At 59.7% G+C, this 17,872-nt stretch carries 16 protein-coding genes and 3 pseudogenes; 17 read left to right on the forward strand and 2 right to left on the reverse strand.

Features of this window, described 5'->3' with window-relative positions; all coding sequences use genetic code 11:
* Positions 1-184: 184 nt before the first annotated feature.
* The 10 genes and pseudogenes from SOP85_RS28980 (at position 185) to SOP85_RS29025 (ending at position 10,875) form a co-directional block, all read left to right on the forward strand.
* On the forward strand, positions 185-601 hold the full coding sequence (locus SOP85_RS28980) for an organic hydroperoxide resistance protein (RefSeq protein WP_274076929.1): 417 nt from the start codon (positions 185-187) through the stop codon (positions 599-601).
* Between the two features lie 184 nt (positions 602-785).
* The gene (gcvA, locus tag SOP85_RS28985) at positions 786-1,703 is read left to right on the forward strand and encodes a transcriptional regulator GcvA (RefSeq protein WP_323629129.1); all 918 of its coding nucleotides are present in this window, start codon (positions 786-788) and stop codon (positions 1,701-1,703) included.
* 242 nt (positions 1,704-1,945) lie between these two features.
* The gene (locus tag SOP85_RS28990; protein WP_274076931.1) at positions 1,946-3,133 is read left to right on the forward strand and encodes an aromatic ring-hydroxylating oxygenase subunit alpha; all 1,188 of its coding nucleotides are present in this window, start codon (positions 1,946-1,948) and stop codon (positions 3,131-3,133) included.
* Positions 3,134-3,142: 9 nt separating this feature from the next.
* Positions 3,143-4,588 carry an aldehyde dehydrogenase family protein gene (locus tag SOP85_RS28995; protein ID WP_323629131.1) on the forward strand — a complete coding sequence of 482 codons (1,446 nt, stop codon included), beginning with the start codon at positions 3,143-3,145 and terminating at the stop codon, positions 4,586-4,588.
* Between the two features lie 5 nt (positions 4,589-4,593).
* Positions 4,594-4,758: pseudogene (locus SOP85_RS29000) on the forward strand (rubredoxin); the annotation flags it as partial.
* On the forward strand, positions 4,747-5,991 hold the full coding sequence (locus SOP85_RS29005) for an FAD-dependent oxidoreductase (protein ID WP_323629139.1): 1,245 nt from the start codon (positions 4,747-4,749) through the stop codon (positions 5,989-5,991). The pseudogene SOP85_RS29000 and the gene SOP85_RS29005, both read left to right, overlap by 12 nt.
* A gap of 10 nt (positions 5,992-6,001) precedes the next feature.
* Positions 6,002-7,330, forward strand: coding sequence for an NAD(P)/FAD-dependent oxidoreductase (locus SOP85_RS29010; protein WP_323629132.1), 1,329 nt, complete (start codon positions 6,002-6,004; stop codon positions 7,328-7,330).
* On the forward strand, positions 7,327-7,698 hold the full coding sequence (locus SOP85_RS29015) for an ethanolamine utilization protein EutQ (RefSeq protein ID WP_274076934.1): 372 nt from the start codon (positions 7,327-7,329) through the stop codon (positions 7,696-7,698). The genes SOP85_RS29010 and SOP85_RS29015 overlap by 4 nt, the downstream gene beginning before the upstream one ends.
* A 24-nt stretch (positions 7,699-7,722) precedes the next feature.
* Positions 7,723-8,970, forward strand: coding sequence for an MFS transporter (locus SOP85_RS29020; protein WP_323629133.1), 1,248 nt, complete (start codon positions 7,723-7,725; stop codon positions 8,968-8,970).
* A 228-nt stretch (positions 8,971-9,198) separates the two neighbouring features.
* On the forward strand, positions 9,199-10,875 hold the full coding sequence (locus tag SOP85_RS29025) for a BCCT family transporter (protein WP_323607920.1): 1,677 nt from the start codon (positions 9,199-9,201) through the stop codon (positions 10,873-10,875).
* 157 nt (positions 10,876-11,032) lie between these two features.
* On the opposite strand, the pseudogene SOP85_RS29030 reads toward SOP85_RS29025, so the two are convergent.
* Positions 11,033-11,176 (reverse strand): annotated as a pseudogene (locus SOP85_RS29030) (LysR family transcriptional regulator); the annotation flags it as partial.
* Positions 11,177-11,204: 28 nt separating this feature from the next.
* Positions 11,205-11,409 (reverse strand): annotated as a pseudogene (locus SOP85_RS31505) (HlyD family secretion protein); the annotation flags it as partial.
* A 99-nt stretch (positions 11,410-11,508) separates the two neighbouring features.
* On the opposite strand from SOP85_RS31505, the gene SOP85_RS29040 reads away from it, so the two are divergent.
* From SOP85_RS29040 to SOP85_RS29070, 7 genes are all read left to right on the forward strand, one after another.
* Positions 11,509-12,135 (forward strand): TetR/AcrR family transcriptional regulator, encoded by a 627-nt coding sequence (locus tag SOP85_RS29040; protein WP_323629134.1) that lies wholly within the window; start codon positions 11,509-11,511, stop codon positions 12,133-12,135.
* Complete coding sequence (mug, locus tag SOP85_RS29045; RefSeq protein WP_323629135.1) at positions 12,128-12,646, forward strand: G/U mismatch-specific DNA glycosylase; 519 nt, start codon at positions 12,128-12,130, stop codon at positions 12,644-12,646. Before SOP85_RS29040 ends, mug begins: the two co-directional genes overlap by 8 nt.
* A gap of 320 nt (positions 12,647-12,966) precedes the next feature.
* On the forward strand, positions 12,967-13,446 hold the full coding sequence (locus tag SOP85_RS29050) for a hypothetical protein (protein ID WP_323629136.1): 480 nt from the start codon (positions 12,967-12,969) through the stop codon (positions 13,444-13,446).
* Positions 13,447-13,553: 107 nt separating this feature from the next.
* Complete coding sequence (locus tag SOP85_RS29055; RefSeq protein WP_323607915.1) at positions 13,554-14,111, forward strand: polysaccharide biosynthesis/export family protein; 558 nt, start codon at positions 13,554-13,556, stop codon at positions 14,109-14,111.
* A 56-nt stretch (positions 14,112-14,167) separates the two neighbouring features.
* Positions 14,168-15,256: a hypothetical protein gene (locus SOP85_RS29060; protein WP_274076942.1), complete on the forward strand. Its 1,089-nt coding sequence runs from the start codon at positions 14,168-14,170 to the stop codon at positions 15,254-15,256.
* Positions 15,257-15,276: 20 nt separating this feature from the next.
* Entirely contained in the window at positions 15,277-16,839 is a 1,563-nt protein-coding gene (locus SOP85_RS29065) for a GumC family protein (RefSeq protein WP_323629137.1), read from the forward strand.
* A gap of 11 nt (positions 16,840-16,850) precedes the next feature.
* On the forward strand, positions 16,851-17,639 hold the full coding sequence (locus tag SOP85_RS29070; protein WP_274076944.1) for a CpsD/CapB family tyrosine-protein kinase: 789 nt from the start codon (positions 16,851-16,853) through the stop codon (positions 17,637-17,639).
* Positions 17,640-17,872: the final 233 nt, after the last annotated feature.

Here is a 17,872-nt window from a genome sequence, read left to right on the forward strand (position 1 = left end):
TGCGGCAGCTCCTACAATACCGTGGCCTGTAGGAGCTGCCGCAGGCTGCGATCTTTTGATTTTATGGCCTTTGTCGGATCGGGCGCCGGGCCGGGCAACGCCGTCTATATTGAATGCCTGGCACCCAGCCGGAAGGCCGATTCACCTGACATTGCATGAACCTCAATTCAATCAGGAGATCATCATGACCCAGCTCGACAAAGTCCTGTACACCGCAAAAACCCACACCACCGGCGGCCGGGATGGCGCATCGCGCAGTTCCGACGGCATTCTCGATATCAAGCTATCGTCGCCTGGCGCCGGTGGCGGCGGCACCAACCCGGAGCAACTGTTCGCCGCCGGTTGGTCAGCCTGTTTCATTGGCGCGATGGGTGTCGCCGCCAAGGAACTGAAAGTTGCACTGCCCAAGGACGTTGCCGTCGACACCGAAGTCGACCTGGGCACCAATGAAGGTGGCTACCTGCTGCAGGCACGGCTGAATGTGAGCCTGCCGGGCCTGGATCGCGAAACCGCGCAAAAACTCGTGGATACCGGCCACAAGTACTGCCCGTACTCCAAAGCCACCCGCAACAACATCAACGTCACGGTCAATCTCGTTTGATTTGAAAAAGGTCCTGGCGACAGTTCAGGGAAGAGCATCGCCAGCGCCTGCAATAATGGCTATTTACCCAATCCAGGTCTGCGTCTGAAGCATCCGGCAGCGAGCTATCGATGCCGCTGTCCACCCGCTACGGCAGGGGCTAGACTGCCGCGATAAAACATAATAACGACGTGACCTGCCTTGTATGAAAATCCACCCTTTACCGCCACTCAACAGCCTGGTCGCGTTTGAAGCGGCAGCGCGGCATTTGAGTTTTACCCTGGCTGCGCAGGAATTGAACGTCACCCAAGGGGCAATCAGTCGACAGGTTCGACTGCTTGAAGACTATTTGGGCAAGGTTCTGTTCGAACGCACCACCCGCACGATTCACCTGACCCCGGCAGCCAGCCAATATTATGAAACGGTCCGTGCGTCATTGCTGCAGGTGGCCCAGGCCACGGGTGAAATTCGCCATTGGCAGGGCGCCGGGCAAGTGACGGTCGCCACCAGTACCGCGATGGCTTCACTTTGGCTGTTGCCTAAAGTGAGTGAATTCCAACGGGAAAACGAAGAGATCGACCTGCGGATCATCGCCCATGACCAGGTCAAGGATTTCTCTCGCCTGGATTGTGACCTGGCCCTGTATTACTGCCGGACGCCGCCCAGGGACATGCAGGTCACGCCGTTGTTTTCCGAAGAGGTCTTCCCGGTGTGCAGCCCCGCTTACCTGGCCAAGCATCCAGACTTGAGCAAGCCTGAGGACCTGGCAGCCTGCACCTGGCTGTTCCTCGACGACCCGCAGCGGGACTGGATCGGCTGGCCCGAATGGTTCCGCAGCCTGGGTCTGAAAAACGTCGAGCCCAAGCGCCGGATCAATATCAATAGCTACTCGATGCTGATCCAGTCGGCTATCGGCGGACAGGGTATTGCGCTGGCCTGGTCGAATCTGGTCGATGATCACCTGCACAAGGGTGCCCTGGTACGACCGCTCGACACCGTGTTACGCACAGACGCCCAGTTCTGTTTGCTGGAACCCTTGTCGCGTGGCGGCATGCGGCAAAGTGTAAAACGCTTTCGCACCTGGCTGATGAATCAACTTCCAGCGCCGCAGGACGACGAGTAACGAAGTCGCCATGGCTGTCATTCAGACCCACTGAATCACTCTAAGTCTCATATCTCGAACCCTCGGTATTTTTAATGCCGAGCGGCCACTTCGCATGCGTATATTTATGACAAAAAGTCATGAGTCGCGCCGCAAATATCGTTTGTCGTGACACCCCCTGTTTTCCCAAACTGGCTGCCAGCGGACCTTGGCCAATGCGCCTGCCGACCTTCCAATACCGTGCCCAGCAGGGGAGAACAATAATGAGCAGCATCCAGCAAATTCCTGTGCATCAGCTTGAAACCGTCCTCAATCCGATCCACGAAGCGACCGGCCTCGGCAACGAGTTCTATACCGAGCAACGCTACTTCGAGCTTGAGCGCGATCAGGTCATGGGTAAAACCTGGGCCTGTGTCGGTTTCGCGAGTGATCTGGGCAAGGCCGGTTCGGTCAAACCTGTCGATTTCATGGGCTTGCCTTTGCTGCTGATGCGCAACCGCGAAGGCCTGGTGCAGGTGTTCCATAACGTTTGCAGCCACCGCGGCATGAAGCTCGTGGAGGAGGCCGGTGAGGTGCAGGGCGTCATTCGTTGCCCTTACCATTCCTGGACCTACGACCTCAATGGCGGGCTGCGCGGCACTCCCCATGTCGGCGGCATCGACCAGCACAAGGACGACCGCTTCGCCTGTGAAAAACACGGCTTGAAAGCGATCCGCAGCGCGATCTGGATGGACATGGTGTTCATCAACCTGTCCGGCGACGCACAACCGCTCGAAGACATGCTGGCGCCCTTGACCACGCGCTGGACGCAGTTTCTCGGCGAGGACGGCATGAGCCTGCTGCGCCGTCGTCCGGGTCATGACGCCACCACGCTGGACATCAACTGCAACTGGAAGCTGGCGGTGGAAAACTACTGCGAAGCCTACCACCTGCCGTGGGTGCACCCGAGCCTGAACTCGTACTCGCGCCTGGAAGACCACTACAACATCATTTTTGACCAGCATTTCGCCGGCCAGGGCAGCTACGCCTACAACCTGTCGGACGTTGCCGGCACGCATCTGCCGAAATTCCCGGCCTGGCCGCTGGATCGCCTGCGCAACGCCGAATATGTCGCATTCTTCCCCAACGTGCTGCTCGGCATCCAGGCCGACCATGCCTTCGCCATGCAGCTGGAGCCGGTCTCGCCGGGACGCACCATCGAACACCTGCGCCTGTTCTATGTGGGCGACGACGCGGCCGGCAGCGATGAGTTCAGCGCTTGCCGCGAGGCGATCCTGGAGTCCTGGAAAGTGGTGTTCGCCGAGGACATCAGCTCGGTCGAAGGCATGCAGAAAGGCCGTCATTCCCCAGGCTACAAGGGCGGGGCGTTCTCTCCGGAAATGGACATCCCGACGCACTTCTTCCACCAGTGGGCCGCGCGTCAGCTGCTCGCCACCACACCGTCTGCCTGAGGAGGTCCCATGTATCCGATAGCCTCCCACTGGCTCAATTACATCGACGGTCAATGGTGCGACAGCGACCAGCATCTGGCGGTGCACAACCCGGGAACGGCCGAGCCGGTCGCGACCATTGCCCAGGCCAGTGTCGCCGATGCCGAGCGGGCGTTACTGGCTGCCCGCCGCTGTGCCGACAGCGCTGAGCTGACCCGTGCGCGTCCTGCGCAGCGGGTCACCTGGCTGCTGCGCATTGCCGAGGAAATTCGCGCTGTGGCCGATGAGGGCGCCTGGGTGCTGTGCCAGGAAAACGGCAAGCGTCTTTGCGATGCCCGGGACGAGTTCATCGAGGCGGCGCGCTACTTCGAGTATTACGCTGGCATGGCCGACAAGATCGAGGGCACGTCGATCCCGCTGGGCAATGGCTACATGGACTTTACCCTGTATGACCCGATGGGCGTTTCGGCCCAGATCGTGCCGTGGAATTTCCCGGTGTCGATCTGCGCCCGTTCGCTGGCCCCGGCCCTGGCGGCGGGCAATGCGGTGGTCATCAAGTCCCCCGAGCTTTCACCGCTGGGCGTGTGCGTGCTGATCCGCGCCATTGCCAAGGCCGGCTTGCCGGACGGCGCGGTCAACCTGATTTGCGGCCGCGGTCGCGAAGTCGGTGCGTATCTGGTCAGCCATCGCGCTGTCGATCAGATCGTGTTCACCGGTTCCGTACCGACCGGCCAGTCGATCCTGCGCGATGCCGCCCAGCATGCGATTCCCAGCGTGATGGAACTGGGCGGCAAGTCCGCGGCGATCGCCTTCGCCGATGCGGACCGCGAGCAGCTGCTGGCCAGCGTCCAGTCGGGCATCTTCTTTAATGCCGGCCAGGTCTGTTCGGCGATGTCGCGGCTGCTGGTGCAGCGCGAGATTTATGAGGAGGTGGTCGAGGCCGTCGTCGCCATGGCCCAGGGGCTCAGCGTCGGCCTGGGTCAGGACGACGCCGACCTCACTCCCGTGGTCAGCGCCGGGCAACTGGCGGGCATCGAAGACTTGTGCCGTCGCGCAGTGGAAGACGGCGCGATAGCGGTCACCGGTGGTGAAGCCTTCGCTGATCGGGCCGGGCATTTCATGCGCCCGACCGTGTTCCGCGACGTGACCCCGCAGATGTGCATTGCCCAGGAAGAGGTGTTCGGGCCGGTATTGGCCATCATGCCGTTCGACACCGAAGACGAGGCGATTGCCATCGCCAACGGCACTGAATTCGGCCTGGTGGCCGGGGTGTTCACCCAGGACATCAGCCGCGCGATGCGCTGCACCCGCCGCCTGAAATCCGGCCAGGTGTTCGTCAACGAATGGTATGCCGGCGGCATTGAAACACCGTTTGGCGGCGTCGGTCTGTCGGGCTTTGGTCGGGAAAAGGGCCAGGAAGCCTTGTACAGCTACGTGCGCACCAAGAACGTAGCCATCCGGGTGGCGGGGGAGTGAATAGTATGTTCAAGACCTGGCTTTGCATCGTGTGTGGCCTGATCTACGACGAGGCCCTGGGCTGGCCCCAGGACGGCATCGCCGCCGGCACCCGTTGGGAAGATGTCCCCGAAGACTGGATGTGCCCCGAATGCCACGTGGGCAAGTCCGATTTCGAGATGCTCGATATCAGTGAGTACACCCAGGCGGCCACGGTCGTCAGCGTGCCGGTCAGCGCGCCGCCGCTGCCTGTCGCCGCACCGTCGCCGCGTCAGCCGATCGTCATCATCGGCAGCGGTTATGCCGGTTACGGCCTGGCCCAGGCGTTGCGCAAGGCTGACCCCAAGGTCGAGATCCGCGTGCTGACCCAGGAGTCCGGTCACCTGTACTCCAAACCCGCGCTCTCGATCGGGCTGTCCCAGGGCAAAAGCGCCGAAGCCTTGTCCGGCGAATCGCCGCTGGCCATCGAGCAGCGTCTGAACCTGCGTGTCTATCCGCATTGCAAGGTGCTGGGCATCGACAGTTCGGCGCGGCGCCTGCGCACCAGCTTCGGTGACATGGAGTACGGCCAGCTGGTGCTCGCCAGCGGTGCGCAACCGATCCGCTTGCCGATCCAGGGCGATACTTCAGCGCTGATCAGCGTCAATAACCTGCAGGACTATCACGGCTTCCGTGAACGCCTGGGCGGCGTGCGACGTGTCGCCATCCTCGGGGACGGCCTGATCGGCTGCGAGTTTGCCAACGACCTGGCCCACAACGGTTTTGACGTCGATGTCATCGGTCTGGGCCGCTGGCCGATGGAGCGCCTGTTGCCCGTCGACGCCGGGCAGATGTTGCAGCACGCGCTGGGTGAACTGGGAGTGAACTGGTATCTGCAGAACACCCTGCAAGCCATCGACTCCAAGGGACAGGGCTATCGCCTGACACTCGCCGATGGTCGCACCCTGGAGGCCGATCTGGTGTTGTCTGCCGTCGGTCTGCGTCCCGAACTGAGCCTGGCGCAAAGTGCCGGCGTGGCGGTTGGACGAGGCATTCAAGTGAATGCGCAGCTGCAAACCTCTGTGCCGGGCATCTACGCCCTGGGTGACTGCATCGAGATTGGCGGGCAGCTGCTGCCTTACCTGGCGCCGATCAACCAGGGCATCCAGGCGCTGAGCAAAACCCTGCTCGGCCAACCGACCGCCGTCGACTACCCCTTGATGCCCGTCACGGTCAAGACCCCGGCCGCGCCGCTGTGTCTGTTGGCGCCTGCCATCGCTTGCGAAGGCGAATGGCGCTGCACGCCGACCGAGGATGGCTTGTGCGCCGGTTTTTATGACGCCCAGGACCAGCTCAACGGCTTTGTCCTGCTCGGTCGCCAAGCGCAAACGCAACGCAGCGCATTGCTGCAATCCTGTCAGCACACCCAGCAGGCTGTCGCCTGAGGCCAGACCCATGAAAAACACGATCAACCTGCCTTATGACGATGCGAGTTGCGGCTGGTATGCAGCGCTGCCCGAACAACCGGCCTGCAAGCGCCTGTCCGGCGAACAGCGTGCCGACTACGCCGTGATCGGCGCGGGCTTTGCCGGCCTGGCCGCGGCCCGTCGCCTGGCCGAACATCATCCGCAAGCCCGTATCCTGTTGGTGGATGCGCAACGGGTCGCCCATGGGGCTTCCGGGCGCAACTCGGGCTTTGTGATCGACCTGCCGCACAAGTTCGCGCTGGAGCATCCGGACCCCGCGCACAAACAGCGGTTGCTGTCGCTCAACCGCTCCGCGATTGCCCAGCTGCAAGGCCTGGTGCAATCCCGTGGGATCGAATGCCAATGGTCCCATGCCGGCAAGTACCAGGGCGCCGTCGGCGAACGTGGCCTGGCCTACCTGGATCATTTCGAACGGCTGATGAGCGACCTAGGTGAACCGTTCCGCCGGGCCGATAGTGCCGAGCTGACCAAGGTGCTGGGCACCGGGCATTACAGTGGCGCGATCTACACCCCCGGTTGCTATCTGATGCAACCGGCGGCGCTGGTCACGGGGCTGGCCCGGACCTTGCCGGCCAATGTCGAGTTGCTGGAAGAATCACCGATCCAGCGCCTGGAGCGCGACGGCCGTGGCGGCTGGATCCTGCACGGCACAGCAGGGCAGATCCGTACCCCACAGCTGCTTCTGGGCACGAGTATCTTCACCCAGGAGTTCGGCTATCTGCGCAATCGCCTGTTGCCGGTCATGACCTTTGCCAGCTGGACCCGCCCGTTGACCGATGCGGAACTGGCCACCTATGGCGGCCAACTGGACTGGGGACTGACCCCGGCGGATCACGCCGGCACGACGGTGCGCATGACCCAGGACCGCCGCCTGATCATCCGCAACACCTACAAGCACGTGCCCAAATACGGCCGCAGCACCAGCGATGCCATGCGTTCGAAAATACAGGACTCGCACCGCAAGGCTTTCCTGGCGCGTTTCCCGCAGCTGGCCGGGGTGCCTTTCAGCCATACCTGGGGCGGCGTCTACGCCATCTCGCGCAACTTCACCAACTTTTTTGGCGAACTGGAAAACGGTGTCTACGCATCGGCGTGCGACAACGGCGTCGGCGCGGCCTGGGGCACCATCTCCGGGACGATGCTGGCCGATCTGGCGGTGGGTGCCGATTCGGTACAGCTCAACGATATCCGCGCGGTGACCGGCATGCCCTCGCTCAACCCACCGGAGCCTTTTCTCGGCCTGGGCGTTCGCTCGCGCATTCGCCTGGCGGCCTGGAACAGCCGGAGTGAGCTATGAGCCAGGCGGATAACGGCAACCGCCGGGTGCTGCGCATCGACCATCAGGACCTGGACTTCACCTTTCGCGGCGGCCCGCCAGGTGCCGCGTACGTGGCGCGAGCCCTCAGCAACGAAATCTCGCCGAACATCGGCGTGGGTTTTGCCCGCTGGGAAGGTGCGCAAGTGGCCTGGACGGTGCTGTACGACGAGGTGATTTTCGTGATCGAGGGTTGCTTCGAATTGCGCGTTGGTGACGAGCTTTTTGAGGTCACGCCCGGGCAGTTGCTGTGGATTCCCGAAGGCACCGAACTGGTTTATGGCGGGCATGCGTTGTTCGGGTATGTGGTTCACCCCGGCAACTGGAAGCAAATTCACGGCTTGGCTTGAAGCGCAATTCTCGGGGATCGCACGGTGATAAGACTGACAAAAACCTTCGGTGCTCTTTATCTGGCCAGCCTGTTGATGCAGCTGGGATCGACTTTGCTGATGACCTATCTGGCACTGCGCCTCAATGCGATGGGGGCGAGTGAAACGGCAGGTGGTGCGTTGATGGCCGCCAATGCCCTGGGGATGGTGCTGGGTGGCTGGGTCGGGCGCAGCCTGATCGCACAGGTCGGGCATATTCGAACCTATGCGGCCTGTGCCGGACTGATTGCGGCAGCGGTTCTGGCGCATGAGTTCAGTACGTCCCTGCCTTTCTGGCTGGTGCTGCGGGGGCTGGTCGGGCTGGCGATGATGTGCCAGCTGATGGTGCTGGAAAGCTGGCTCAACGACCAGGCCCGGACCGAGCAGCGCGGCAGCGTGCTGGCGCTGTACATGGTCGCCAGCTACGTCGGCATGATGCTTGGACAGTTGGCCTTGAGTCTCGACGAGGGGTTGGGAATCCGTGCGCTGTTGGGTGTGGCGATGGTGTTTGCGCTGTGCTCGGTGCCGGTGGCACTCACTCGCAGCGCCCATCCGACGGCGGTGCCCGCGGCTTCGATCGACCTGCGATTGTTTGTGCGGCGCATTCCGCAATCCCTGGTGACGATTCTGGTGTCCGGCATGATCAATGGAAGCTTCTACGGGCTGGCGGCGATCTATGCCAGCAAACAGGGACTGGAAACAGCACAGGTCGGCCAGCTCATGGCGTTGACCATCGGTGCCGGGCTGTTGGCGCAGTTGCCGTTGGGCTGGCTCTCGGATCGTCTGCCTCGGCCAAGTCTGATCCGCGCGGTGGCGGTCTTGCTGGTGCTCATCAGCCTGCCGCTGGGCTTCAATCAAGCGCCTGCATTCGTGACTCTGCTGTGGTTCGGCTCGGCGATCGGCTTTCTGCAGTTCTGCCTCTACCCGTTGGGCGTGGCGCTGGCCAACGACAACATGGAGCCGCAACTGCGCGTTTCGCTGTCGGGCATGTTGTTGATCACCTTTGGTGTCGGCGCCTGCATCGGTCCGCTGATTGCGGGTGTGCTGATGGAGTTCTTCGGCACCTCAAGCTTCTACTTTTTCTATGCCGGCAGCGCCGCGTTGCTCGCACTGTGCGTAGGCCAGGCGAAAGTCACGGGCAAGCACCTGCAAAAGGATGCGCCGCTGCATCATCCGGTGACGCCAAACGGGATTGCCAGCTCTAACCTGGTTTCGGTGGCTGACCCCCTGGGTGAGTGCGTCGACGGGCGTTAAGTGGAGGAGGGCGAGCCGGATTTATTGATGCGTTTTTCTCATGAGTCGGTGAATAAAAATGGTTTGAACGATGGTCAGGTTTCAATCATCTTGGCGATGCTGCCAAAACCGAGTTAGACCGGAATTAATCTGAAGATATACAGCGCCCTGATGTCATTCGATATCAAGGGGTCAGTATCTTGCGGAATACTCTCTAAAACCCTTAAACAAAAACAAAAGGGGAAAACAATGCGTGCGCAATCAGGCGTGTTAAAAGGCTTGAACCCGAATGTGACAGTCGCTTCGATATTGGCGGTGATCTCATTTGTTCTGTTTTGTGCATTTAAAGACGAGCAGGCAGCCAAGGCCTTTGAAATGGCTTCGGTGTTTATCCTGCATAACTTTAAGTGGTATTACATCGCCCTGATCAGTGGCGTACTCGGTTTGCTGCTGTATATCTCCGTCAGCCGTTTCGGCAATCTCAAACTGGGCACCGAGCACGATCGGCCCGAGTTCAGTTTCGCTTCATGGATTGCCATGCTGTTCAGTGCGGGCATGGGCATCGGGCTGATTTTCTGGTCCGTGGCCGAACCCATGCTGCACTATGCCGACAACCCGTTTTCCAAGGGCCTGACGGACGAGTCGGCCACCCTGGCGATGCGCATCACCCTGTTCCATTGGGGTCTGCACCCATGGGCGATCTTCTCCATGATCGGCCTGAGCCTGGCCTACTTTGCCTACCGCAAAGGCTTGCCACTGGCCCTGCGTTCGCTGCTTTACCCACTGATTGGCGACCGTATCTACGGCTGGATCGGCCATGTTGTCGATATCATGGGTGTCGTCATTACGGCCTTTGGTGTTTCGCAGTCCCTCGGTCTGGGCGTTGCGCAGATCAATACCGGGCTGCATCAGGTATTCGGTATTCCGGTCAGTATCGGGTTGCAGTTATCGATCATTCTGGTTGTGAGTATTATTGCCTGCATTTCGCTACTTGCCGGGCTGTCAAAGGGTATGAAGCGTATTTCCACGCTTAATATGTACCTGTCATTTATTTTGATGTTGGCGGTACTGGCTATCGGTCCAACTCGTTACATTCTCAACTTGATGTTCGAATCCACCGGCGACTATGTACAAAACATCGTCGGCCTCAGCTTCTGGATGGACACGCAGAAAGACAGCGAATGGCAAAACTGGTGGACGGCGTTCTACTGGCCATGGTGGATGACCTGGGGTCCTTTTGTCGGCCTGTTCATTGCGCGGATTTCCAAAGGCCGGACCATCCGTGAGCTGGTGATCGGGGCGCTGGTGGTACCGACCATGGTGACCATCCTGTGGATGTCGGTGTTCGGTGGTGCTGCGCTGAAAAACGAACAGCAGGATCGCCAGGCTTATCAGGCTTCCGTTGCCAGCCAGGTTGTGGGTCAGGAGCAACCGAAGTTCGAAGGCGGCACGGTGCTGCTTGCCACCAAGAAAGAAACCACGGCGGCGATGTTCACGCTGGTTCAGTCACTGGATGGCCCTACTGTTGGCGCCGTTCTCTCGATACTGGTGTGCGTGTTGCTGGGTGTGCACTTTGTCACCACGGCAGATGCCGGAACCCAGGTGTTGTGCACCTTGTGTGCCCTGGGCAGCACCAATCCGCCGAACTGGATCCGGTTGCTGTGGTGCATTCTGGAAGGGGCGATTGCGGCGGGCCTGCTGCTCGCCGGGGGACTCAAGGCCATTCAGATGGCGAGTATCGCCGCCGGATTGCCGATCGCCATGTTGCTGCTGGTGATGTCGTACACCCTGATTCACAGCTTGCGCAAGGAGATGCCGAGTGTGCCGGCGTGGACGCCTGCGGCAGAGGTTTTGCCGGGAATTGAGCGCCGTGAATCGGAATCGAGTGGGGTGCGTGTGGCTTCGTTGGCTTCTGCACAGGCTTAAGGCGCGCCATCGTTGGGGCATTCCCCCTCATTTTGTTAACAGTGTTTGTCCGGCGCTGCGCTGTTTGGCGCCGGGCTAAACCCCTAGCATCGTCTCTACCGAATGAACCAACCCGGTTGAGTCGACACTCCATCCTCAGATGGTTTTTAGTTTTTTTTCCGGGCAGGTAGTCCTTGAGAAACTCCACCCAGGTTTTTATTTTTGCATCGACGAATTTTCGTGAAGGGTAGATCGCAAACAGATTCAACTCTTCAAAATGAAATTGCGGCAATACCCGTACCAGGGTGCGTGCCTTGAGGCCGGCCCGCGCTCATGAATGGCCCGGGACCGAACTCGGTGGCGACCAAGGTTTTCTTGCGGGCAAAATCCCTTCTGGTCGAAGTCCGCCGACTCCTTGGCCGATTGCCGTTCAACCTGCTGTTGACGGCAGCTGGCCTTGAGCCCATCGATGCGCCGCCGCGCCACACTCAATTGCGCCTGGGCACGCTCGATCGTGATCTGCAGAGGCTTGGGGTCGAGGCGAAACAGCACTTCGCTTGAACAGACATGGATCAAGGAATTCGTGGTTCCTTATTTTTGTGCGATGGTGTAAAAATATCCCCTCACCACCTTCCTGCAAGGATTTTGTACGATATGGAACAAAATAAAGTGGCAGAGGGTAAAGGCCGCGGCCGGCCCCGCGCGTATGACCCGCAGACAGCGCTGCAACAAGCCCTCGGTGTGTTCTGGAGCACCGGCTATTCCGGCGCCTCCCTGGACAGCATCGCCACGGCGGCCGGAATGAACCGTCCCAGCCTCTATGCGGCCTTCGGTGACAAGCATTCCCTCTACATCAAGGCGCTCGAGCAGTACTGGGAATTCGCCGCCGCCGACATGCAGGCCGCGCTGAGTGACAGCGCACTGACCTTGCGCCAGGCACTGATGCGTTTCTATGAGGGGCAGCTGTCGATCTACTTCTCGGGCGAGGGCCAGCCACGCGGCTGTTTCGCGATTGGCACGGCAACGACCGAGGCGGTCGAGGATTCGCAGATCCGTGAGGTGCTGGGCGATCGCCTGGGCAGGCTGGATGCCGATCTGGAGGCGCGCCTGCGCACCGCCATTGAAGCCGGCGAGTTGAAGAGCGATGTCGATGCAGGAGCGCTGGCCGTGCTCGCTTCATCGTTGCTGCACAGCATTTCGATCCGTGCGCGGGCGGGCAAGTCCCGGGCAGAACTGACGGCGCTCGTATCTAATGCGGTCGATGTGATCTGCGGTGGGTGAGGGGCTCGACGATATATTGGCGCAGCAACTGGACGTGGTGTTTTGTGGCATCAACCCCGGCGTGACGGCCGCGGCCCAGGGGCACCATTTTGCCGGGCGCGGCAATCGCTTCTGGCGCACCCTGCACCTCGCCGGTTTTACGTCACAGCAACTGTTACCGGAACGAGACAGGTCCATCCTCGAATATCGCTGTGGTTTCACCGCGGTGGTCGAGCGACCGACGGCGCGGGCGGATCAGCTGTCGACCGATGAATTTGTCGCGGCCGCGGCGGCCTTCGAACAAAAGATAAGCAGGTTTGCGCCACGTTTCGTGGCATTTCTCGGCAAGGCGGCGTACTGCGCCTTGTCCGCCCAGCGCGACGTTGCCTGGGGGCCGCAGCCGAAAACCTTTGGCAATGCCGCGGTCTGGGTCCTGCCCAATCCCAGTGGGCGAAATCGCGCCTTTACCCTTGAGCAACTGGTGGATTCCTACCGCCAACTGTACGTGGCTGCAGGCGCGCGCCTGTTTTAGCGCGAGGGCGTCGCTTGTTCCATACGAAGCGATCAACGTATCACTCGACGGCATCTTCATTGCATTCATTTAAGTGAACGTCGTGCGTTTGACAGCGTTTTTTTGCGAGGCTGCTGCACGCAGAATCACTTGCTGTCTCTGGCACATTGCTTGGATCCATTGCGGCGTTTTTTTGACGTTATCCGGCCGGGTTTTATATTTCTATTTATTATTGTGACGTGCTATTGACGTACTGGCTATCTGCTTATAGGCTCCATTTAGCCTGATTCAGATTTCTTCAACCGACCAATTGCAAACCCTCAGCGCAGGGAGGCGGTTATATGCGGACGACAGTTTTCATTAAGTTGATGGTGTTATTTGCGACTCTGAATGGAGTAGCCGCTTCCATTGCCCACGCGGCCAATTTGCCCAATGAAATTAGTCGCATAAGCAGTGCTTGCGAAGGGGCACGGGCTCAGTCAGCCGTGGCATCCACAGAGGGCATTACTGCTGCGGCATCGAGCCTTGGCAAAGCCAGTGATGGCTCTTCGCCAAGCGCCCAAATTGCTCAAGTAGCCAGCGCTAATACTGGATCCAAGTCGGGAGCAAGTGCTTCCGTCAATACTTCAGCGTGCGACGGTTTAATGACGAAAGTTGCCACGCAGGCATTCGCGATCGATCCAGTCCAGGACAAGGGACTGACCGGAGAATCGGCGTTCCACGACACTCAACCCAATGCACTGCCGGTATCTGCGGTTGTATGGTTATTCTCTTCCGCACTATTGGGATTCATCGTTGTTGCCAACCGGCGCAAGATCTAGGTGCCAGTTTTACGAGACAGGTTTTTCCAGGTGTTACAGCTTTAAAGAGGACGCTGATTGTTACGGTTGATCCTCATTAGATGTGCTAACCAGGCGGAGGAATTCAGATGCTGCGTTTACTGTTACCTGCACTGTGTGCGCTGGCTATTGTGCCCAGCGTGGCCCGTGCCGCCGAAGACAGCCCCTATCTCCTGAATTCTGGAGATAAGGTTGAAGTGTCCATCTGGGGCGAGCCAGTGGAGAAATTAGAGCGCGTCGATGTGCTGCCCAATGGCTACATCACTTTGAAGCTGGCAGGGCCGGTCAAGGTCAAAGGGCTTGATACGTCTCAAGCTGAAAAGATAATCACTGAAAAACTCACCAAATATTATCCCGATCCGGTGGTCAGCGTTGTTGTCACCGAGGCCAAGGGCAATGTCGTCTATGTCCAGGGCAAAGTACTCAAGCCTGGCAAGGTGCAGTTGGCCGGTGATACCGATGTCCTGCAACTATTGGGCGAAACCGGGCCCCTCGACAAGTTTGCGGACAAGGACGAAATCAAGCTCTTGCGGCGCGAAGGGAAAACCCAGAAAGTAATGCCCGTTGATTACAGCGCTCTCATTTCCGGGAGTGACATGTCCACTAACTACGAACTTAAGGCCGGCGATACGCTGGTCGTTCCCTGACATTGCGCGATGCATTAAGGATTAACTTGCGTTCATTGCAAACAACCGGAGTGGTGATGGCAATATTGACTTTGCCATGTTCCGGCATGACCTACGCCGGCACCTGGCAGTCGGAAGTTGCGCTGCCCATGACAGTCGAGCACGACAGCAATCCATTGCTCTTGACGAGTGACGAGAAAGCGGTGACTCGAACGATCATTGCCCCCGATTACACGTTGGTGGGTAATTTTGATCGGGATCAGTGGAAGTTTGGCCTCGGTGTCAATGTCGAGCGCTCGTCCGACACCGACGTCGTGTCCAATCGAGAAGATCCGAGGCTGTCGTTTGGCTGGCAGCGTGAGACCGAAAAGGGTAGCTATGGACTCACGGCGCGATACATCGAGAGTTCGACGCTTTCCACGGAAGTCCAGCAGACCGGTGTAACAGACTCGACCGACGGCACGCAGAAGCTCTCGAACATCGGCGGTAACTGGCGAAGTGCGGTGACCGAGCGCAGTACCCTGGTCAACGAAATCGACCTCACCCATGTCGAATACGACACCGATTCGCTGACCAACTACGATGAGCTGACCAACCGTTTCAGCTGGCTTTATCAATGGAATGAGCGGACCGAACTGTTCACCCGTTTCGAAGCGACGCGCTATGAGCCCAAGGACGAGACCACCCTTGGCTCCTCGAACAGCTACACCCCGGTGGTCGGCGTGAACTACCAGATCTCGGAGCGGTTCACGGGATCGGTGTACGGCGGCGTCAACAAGGTTTCCGACAGCGACAGTGGCCCCACGGGCCAGGGTGGCGTGAACCTGCGTTACACCGGTGAGCGTTTCGAGTCCTTCGTCGAAGCCAGTCGTAGCACGATCGCCAACGGCGAGGACGGCCTGGTCGAATCCGATGAGCTACGGGGTAATGTGAGTTATCTGCTCGACGAGACCAGTCGTGTCGGTGTTGATGGCTCCTGGCAGGAAACCAAAGGGGATGCGCCCAGTACCTTTCGCACATACGGCGCCTATGTGAGTCGCGAACTCTCGCCTTTTTGGCTTGCACGCCTATCCTTCACCTACAAAGAGCGCGAGCGAGACGGCTTGCCAAACGCCGATGCCAACATCATAGGGATGACCTTGATCTATAGTCACCCCGACTTCTGACCTTCAGCAGCGTGGTATTTATGTCCTCTGAATACGAAATGTCGGTCAACGACTACATTGCAGTAATCAAACACCGGGCCGTGCTGTTGATTGTGACTGTGGCCGTGATAATCGGGGCGAGTGTATTGGTGGCGACGTCCATGCCACCGATCTATCAGTCGTCCGGGACTATCCTGGTCGAGTCGCAGCAGATATCACCGGACCTGGTGGCGGGGAACAACAATACCTTTGCTGACGAGCGTATCGAGGTCATCCGCCAGCGCGTGATGACCCGCGAGCATCTGGAGGCGATCATCAACAAGTACAATCTTTTCGAAACGGGCAGCCGGCGACTGACCCTGACCGAAAAGATCGAAGAGATGCGCAATGCGATTTCCGTCGCCCTGGTCAGTGCGGTGGTCAAGGGGCGAGGCGAAGTGACGATTGCCTTTCGCCTTGCCTTCGAGCACCGGGAGCCGGAAGTGGCCAACGAAGTGGCCAAGGAACTGGTGACGCTGTTCCTCAACGAGAACATCAAGCAGCGCACCGAGCGCGCCAGTGAAACCACCGAGTTCCTGACCCAGGAAGCGAACAAGCTGCGCACCGAGCTGGAAGTGCTGGAGAACAAGCTGGCGGACTTCAAGCAGGCCCACGGCAACGCGCTGCCCGAGCATCAGGAACTGCGCATGAACATGTTGTCGCGCTCCGAACTCGAACTCAAGGATATCGACCGCGACTACAAGGCGGCCAACGAAGAGTTGCGCTTCCAGGACCTGGAACTGTCGGCGGCCCATGCCGGTCTGGCGACCAGGACGGCTACGGCGGGTGCGGTGGCTGAACCCGTGCAGGACCTGGCCAGCCTCAAGGCCGAGTACGCCCGGTTGCAGGCGATGTATACGGATGCCCACCCGGATGTACGGGCGGTCAAACGCAAGATTGCCGCCATGCAGGCAACCCAGGGCCGCGGCAGTTCCGTCACCCCGGTCAGCCTGGACGTGGCCAGGGTGCAGGCGCGCATCGCCGGCTCGGAACAGCGCATGCGCTCGCTGGCTTCGCAGAAGCAGGAACTGCTCAACAAGATCGCGACCCTGGAGAGCCAGATTCTCGAGGCGCCGCAAGTGGAGCGCGGCCTGGTCACGCTGATGCGCGACCATGAAAACGCCCGCAAGAAATACGAGGAAATTCGCACCAAGGAGATGAGTGCGAAGATTACCGAAAGCCTCGAGCAGGAAAACAAAGCTGAACGTTTTGTGCTGCTCGAGGCGCCGCTGATGCCGGAAAAACCAGTGCGGCCGAACCGCAAGAAAGTCGTGGCCCTGGGCTTTGTGCTCGCACCGGTAGGGGCGGGTGCACTGGTGATGCTGCTCGAGATGCTGAGCCAGCGGGTACGTGGTGTCGACGCACTGACCAGTGTACTGGGCAGGCGCGTACTGGTTGCCATTCCCTACATTCATACCCAGGCGGAACTGGATCGTCGCAAACAGTGGCGAACGATACTGGTGCTCTGTGGCGTCGTGTCGATCGTGGTCTCCCTGGTGCTCCTGCACTTCCTCTACATGCCACTGGATCTGCTGATGTTCAAAGCTCTGGCGCGGTTTGAATAAGGAATATTGCGATGGAAATTATTAAGCCACCTCTGGGTAAGGGCGAACAATCGCCTTCGTCAGGCCTGGTGATCTCATCATCCGGGCAGCCTGCACCGGTCAATGCGCTCAGTTACGTGCAAACCAGGGTTGTACCGCTGCGGGCAGAGCACCTGGAGCGCCATCGCATTGTCGCCTACAACAAGAATTCGAACATGGGCTGGGCGTTCGACCTGCTGCGTACCCAGGTCCTCAAGGCCATGGAGGAAAATGGCTGGCGCACGCTCGCCATCACCTCGCCGACTCCGGAGGCGGGCAAGTCGGTGTTGGCGATCAACCTGGCCATGAGTATCGCGCACCACACGACCAAGACAGCGCTGCTGGTGGATTTCGATTTGCGTTGTCCCAAGGTGGGTAACTACCTGGGGCTGCCGATGGAAAAATCGCTCAATGAGTTGCTGACCAACGAAGCGGAACTGCAGGAGGTCCTGGTCAATCCGACCTTGCCGCGTTTTGTGGTCCTGCCAACACGCGAACCGGTCCCGCTGTCCACCGAGGTGCTGTCGTCGCCGGCGGTGGGGGAATTGATCATGGATTTGCGCGATCGCTACAGCTCTCGCGTCGTGATCTTCGACTTGCCGCCGGTGCTCAGTTCGGACGATGTGATTACCATCCTGCCCAAGTTCGACTGCGTGCTGCTGGTGGTCGCCAATGGCATGAACACCAAGAAAGAGATCGAGGAAAGCCTGCATCACCTGGGCAGGGCCAATCTGATCGGCACGGTGCTGAACAAGTCCGGGCCGGCGAAACGTCCTTACTAATGCTCTGGCTTCTCGGGTCGCCGCAGAAGGCGGCCTGACAGCCGACCCATCTTCCACGGCCGTTCCCGATCCACTGTAGGAGCTGGCTTGTCGGGTCGCCGCATCGCAGCGAAGACGGCATAACGGCCACCACTGCATCGCCAGCAAGCCGGCTCCTACAGATCTGTGTCAAGCCACAAACCCAACATACCCCACAAATCCTGTAGGAGCTGGCTTGCCAGCGAAGACGGCCT

It is taken from the genome of Pseudomonas sp. YuFO20 (assembly GCF_035064975.1).
GTDB classification, from domain to species: Bacteria; Pseudomonadota; Gammaproteobacteria; order Pseudomonadales; family Pseudomonadaceae; genus Aquipseudomonas; species Aquipseudomonas putida_AE.